We start from the raw sequence: 2,573 nt of genomic DNA, 5'->3' as shown, positions 1-2,573 counted from the left end.
ATGCTGAATTTCTGGGTGGCGCTCATGTGCCTACCTCCTCGTTGAGTGATGGCGGAGGACCCTGTTATCCGGGTCACACCGTTCTTCCTCTTCAAGTAGACGGTCCACGCCTGTCCTGCGTCCAAGACCAAGATCCGATCCCGCAGATAGGTTCAGCCTATTGATCCGGGCTGACCTGGGCGTGCGCTTCTGCGACCTTCAGGAACGCCCGGGCAGCTGGCGTCAGGTCCTCTTTCCGGCTCACGATGGCCACGTCGAGATAGGAAACCGGCTCGATCAACAGGGTCCTGAGTCCTGACGTGTGCGCCAAGGGTGCCCAGGAGGAGGGCAGTACTGCGTGGCCCACGCCAGCCAGTACCAGCGGCAGGATGGAGGTGCGGTGCGCCACCTCGGCCACGATTTCGACGTCGACGCCGTGGGCCAGGGCGTCGTCGACGAGCCAGCGCATCAGGGATCCGCGCTGGCTGGCGATGAGCCGGTGGCCGCCCAGGTCCTCCCGCTGGATGGCCGTTCCGGGGTTGAAGGTATCGGCCTGGGGATTCACGATGAGGATCAGCGGTTGCCGTCCGAGCTCCAGGACCTGGACGCCGGCAACCCTGATGGGAGTGGGTGATCCGGCCAGGCCGATCTCGGTGCTGCCGCTGCGCACGGACTCGATGACTTCCTCCGGCGTGAATGCAGCCACCACGTTGAGCCGGACCGACGGGTGCATCCGGGCGAACCCCGCGATCATGGAGGTCAGCGGTTCAACACCGGGGGAGGGCATGGTGATGATGTCCAGCCTGCCGCTGCGCATGCCTTGCAGGGCCTGTACCGCCGACTGCGCTGCATCGAGGTCGCGCATGACCAGCCGCGCGGGACCGACGAGCTCCTTGCCTGCTTCGCTGAGGACCGCCCGGCGGCCGATCCTGTGGAAGAGCGGAACGCCAAGCTCTTTCTCCAGCCCGGCGATGGTCTGCGAGAGCGACGGTTGGGCGATGAGCAGGTGTTCCGCCGCGCGGCCGAAGCCGCCGTGGTCCACCACGGCCAGGAAGTATTTCAGTTTTCGAGTGTCCACGCCATGCCCTTCGCGGATCCGGTCCCGTGGGTCCCGCGCGTGCCGGCCGCGCAGCGATACATAGCCTACGCCTATCAGCCGTAAGGGCTTCCCTCCGGTCCGGAGGGAAGCCCTTACATGGATTCTGCTGTTGGTCGATACAGCCACTGTCGGGAGGCTACTCCTTGCCCAGCCCCGCTGCCGAGGTTTTGTCCCCGGTCACCTCGTTGAGGGCGGCGAGATCAAAGATTCCGTTGATATCGGCCTGCTTGGTGGTGCCGGCCTCAACGCCGTCCTTGAGCAGCTTGGGGTAGGTTCCGGCGAGCGGATCCACCGTGAACACGATGTTCTTCAACGACCGTTCAATGACGTCGGCCTTCAGTTCAGCGCCGGCTGCTTCCTTGAGCGCGGCATTGATCACGGTGGCCTTTTCACCGGCCGCCGCACCGTTCAGCCACTCCACGGACTTTACGTGGCCCTTCAGCAGCGCCTTGATGGTGTCCGGGTGTTCGGCTGCGAACTTCTGGTTCACGATCAGGATGGTGGTGGGGAACTCGCCGGCCTTGCCGGAGAGGGAGCCGTCCCAGAGGTCCTTTTCGTCCACCAGCACCTTGGCGCCGGCGGTCAGCACCAGCCGGGAGGCCCACGGCTCAGGCAGCCAGGCGCCGTCGAGCTTTCCGTCCTGGAACAGTTTCAGCGTCTGGGCGTTTTCGGTGGGGTTGATGGCGACGTCGCCGCTGCCGTCAACGTTGGTCTTGTAGCCCTGGGTGGACAGCCATGCGCGGAGTGCCACGTCCTGGGTGCCGCCGAGCTGGGGCGATGCGAGGGTCTTACCCTTGAGGTCTGCCGCGGAGGTGATTTCCGGTTTCACCACCAGCTGGGCACCGCCGGCTGCGGCCCCGGCGATGATGTGCACCGATTCGCCGGCGCTTTTGACGAAAGAGTTGATCGCCGGGTTCGGCCCGATGTACGTGGCGTCGATGGCGCCTGCGTTGAGGGCCTCGATCGCGGCAGGTCCGGCGTTGAAGACCTGGGTGCTGAGCTTGGTGTCGCCCAATTCCTCGGCGATGTAGCCCTGGCTGACACCAACCAGTGCCGGCGCGTGGGTGACGTTTCCGAAGTAGCCAAGCTTGAGCTCCGCTGCGGGGTTGCCCGCCGGTGCCGCGGCTGAGGCGGGGGAGGTGCCTGCGTTATTTGCGGAGACTGCGGAGGCCACCGCAACGCCGCCGCCCACCAGGGCAACGAGCCCGGCGATAACGCCGATCTTCAGGCCGAGCGGACGCTTGGGCGTGGAGGACTGGCCAGCCACGATGCGGGTGGATGCCTGTTGGTTCTGCGGACTGTTGTCCTGGGGAGTTGTCATGGGATTTCCTTTGCTGGCGGAGATGCTGGTGTTGAGATTACGGAGCGCCCTGCGGTGCCACAACGGTTCCTGACGCGGGCGTTAACGGGACGTAGCGATGGCTCAACATGACGTAGTGCAGCGTCAAGAAACGTCTCTGGACGACGCAACCACCAGGCCCGGGGAGCCGCTGCT

2 protein-coding genes are annotated in these 2,573 nt (G+C 65.3%); both read right to left on the bottom strand.

Going from position 1 to position 2,573, the window contains the following annotated elements; genetic code table 11:
- Positions 1–157: 157 nt before the first annotated feature.
- Complete coding sequence (locus DBR22_RS08760; RefSeq protein WP_108598698.1) at positions 158–1,057, bottom strand: LysR family transcriptional regulator; 900 nt, start codon at positions 1,055–1,057, stop codon at positions 158–160.
- A 157-nt stretch (positions 1,058–1,214) separates the two neighbouring features.
- Positions 1,215–2,399: an ABC transporter substrate-binding protein gene (locus DBR22_RS08755; RefSeq protein ID WP_108598697.1), complete on the bottom strand. Its 1,185-nt coding sequence runs from the start codon at positions 2,397–2,399 to the stop codon at positions 1,215–1,217.
- Positions 2,400–2,573 lie beyond the last annotated feature (174 nt).

Origin of the sequence: Arthrobacter sp. HMWF013, assembly GCF_003061105.1 — a bacterium.
Lineage (GTDB): Bacteria > Actinomycetota > Actinomycetes > Actinomycetales > Micrococcaceae > Arthrobacter.
Note: the sequence above shows the minus strand (reverse complement) of the source record. Positions and strands in the feature narration are given on the sequence as shown.

Excerpts from the sequence above, each read along its gene's own strand:
- DBR22_RS08755 (WP_108598697.1), bottom strand. The coding sequence starts at position 2,399 with ATGACAACTCCCCAGGACAACAGTCCGCAGAACCAACAGGCATCCACC.